Source organism: uncultured Planktosalinus sp. (assembly GCF_963973675.1).
Lineage (GTDB): Bacteria > Bacteroidota > Bacteroidia > Flavobacteriales > Flavobacteriaceae > Planktosalinus.
In genome coordinates, this window is record NZ_CAXBAN010000475.1 from 1 (window position 1) to 1626 (window position 1626).

3 protein-coding genes are annotated in these 1626 nt (G+C 36.2%); all 3 read right to left on the minus strand.

Features of this window, described 5'->3' with window-relative positions; genetic code table 11:
• Positions 1 to 347, minus strand: a 347-nt coding sequence (locus AACY61_RS13475) for a hypothetical protein (RefSeq protein ID WP_339612099.1), incomplete at its 3' end; no start/stop codon positions are given.
• Positions 348 to 391: 44 nt separating this feature from the next.
• A complete protein-coding gene (locus tag AACY61_RS13480; RefSeq protein ID WP_339612100.1) occupies positions 392 to 610 on the minus strand; it encodes a hypothetical protein in 219 nt (72 codons plus the stop codon).
• A gap of 103 nt (positions 611 to 713) precedes the next feature.
• On the minus strand, positions 714 to 1626 hold a 913-nt coding region (locus AACY61_RS13485), incomplete at its 5' end, for a DUF4942 domain-containing protein (RefSeq protein ID WP_339612101.1).

Genomic DNA, 1626 nt, shown 5'->3' on the forward strand with positions numbered 1-1626 from the left:
ATAATGATATAATCTCCAAATCCATTATCATCAATTGCTAAAAAATTAGGAACGTAATAGCCTTTGGCTTTTATCAATTTTTCACTATTTGTGTCTAAAATCCAATATTCACCTGAATCACATACTTTGTAATGGATATTAGCCTCTGTTCCAATAGGCCAGTCAATTATTATACCTGTCTCCAAATTTATCTTTGGCGACCATATATCATCTGAACGGCATGGTATCAGGTCTCCGTTTTCATCTGAAATACCGTTTACTTCAGTATCTTCCCAATAACGAGGCTTTGCCTCAATTAGTAAATGAGTTACTTCTACTTCTTTTTTTACTTTTATTTCTATTTTCATAGTTCTTAGTTTTTAAGGAGGCGGTGGTTTATCTCGACTCCTGGTTAATATTTTATCAGTTCCGGTTGTTCGTGTATGTTTCCGATTACTTCCATATTAAATGAATGACCTAATTTTAACATCATTGTGTCCTTTAGGCCGGTGTATTCCATCACTTTACACTCGTCAGTAAATCCAATTTTACCTTTCTGTAAATCTTGTAATGTAAAAGGGTTGGACATATAGTCAACATTATCCCAAACCCTAAATTTTATTTCTCTCATAATGTTTAGTATTAAGGCAGCGGTGTTGCGGTAGCTAGAATTTTCAAAACAAACCGATTTGTATTTAAGGTTCATATTTGTTTGCAAGCCGCTGCCGTTATTTTTAGGCTGCTTCCGGTAGTGGATAGCCTTTTATTTCAGCAACTTTTCTATTAAATAAAGCCCATACCTTTTCATCCTTGAATTTGACGTGTACAGTTCCTTTCTTGTATCCTTTCATCTCAAAAAACTTGTAGTCGAACCATTTTCCCCATTCAAGAGGTTTTTTATGCGACCATATATAAAGTGATTGTTCATACGACTCTCCTGTTAAATAGCAAAGTGCCTTTATCATATCGTCCAATTGCTCTGCACCCCAATTGTAGTTTATCTTCATTTCACCGTTCCAACCAACTTCCGTAACACTGTTTAGAATGAATTTTTTGTTAACTAGATAATGTGAGTTGGTTTTCCATCCCTCAACATTGTATCTATTTTCATGGTAGTGTTGGGTCAGTTTATCGAAAATCTCAATAATGGCCCTATCCATTCTCTGCCCGTGTGTCTGTACCACCAGATCCATCATTTTATAAATGTTCTTCATGGTGAACGGAACGTTTTGTTGGGTCTCCACGAAATTGTTTATTTCCTCTTTTAAGTTTTTGGTCATAAACCTTCCCATGTTCATTTTATCGAATATCCATTTCCATGAAGATTTCTGAAGCCCCTTGATAAATTCCTCCCGTTTAAGGGGTTTCTCTTTTTGGGTGCAAGTGAATGAAACGGACTTAACACCCAACATACCGGAAAGAGCATTCATTTTAACGGCGTTTTCCAAAACTTCATCATATAGCTTAACAGAGTTGACATACCTCTCAACAACATCACGTATAGCGTTATATGACATTAATCCACTTCCATCTTCAAACTCATCTTGGCCCATGTCGAAATAATCACCAAAACCATTCTTACTTCCGGGCTTGTACAAAGTGATCAGACCAATATCTACACCCGTTTTTCTTTCGGCATCGGTGAAA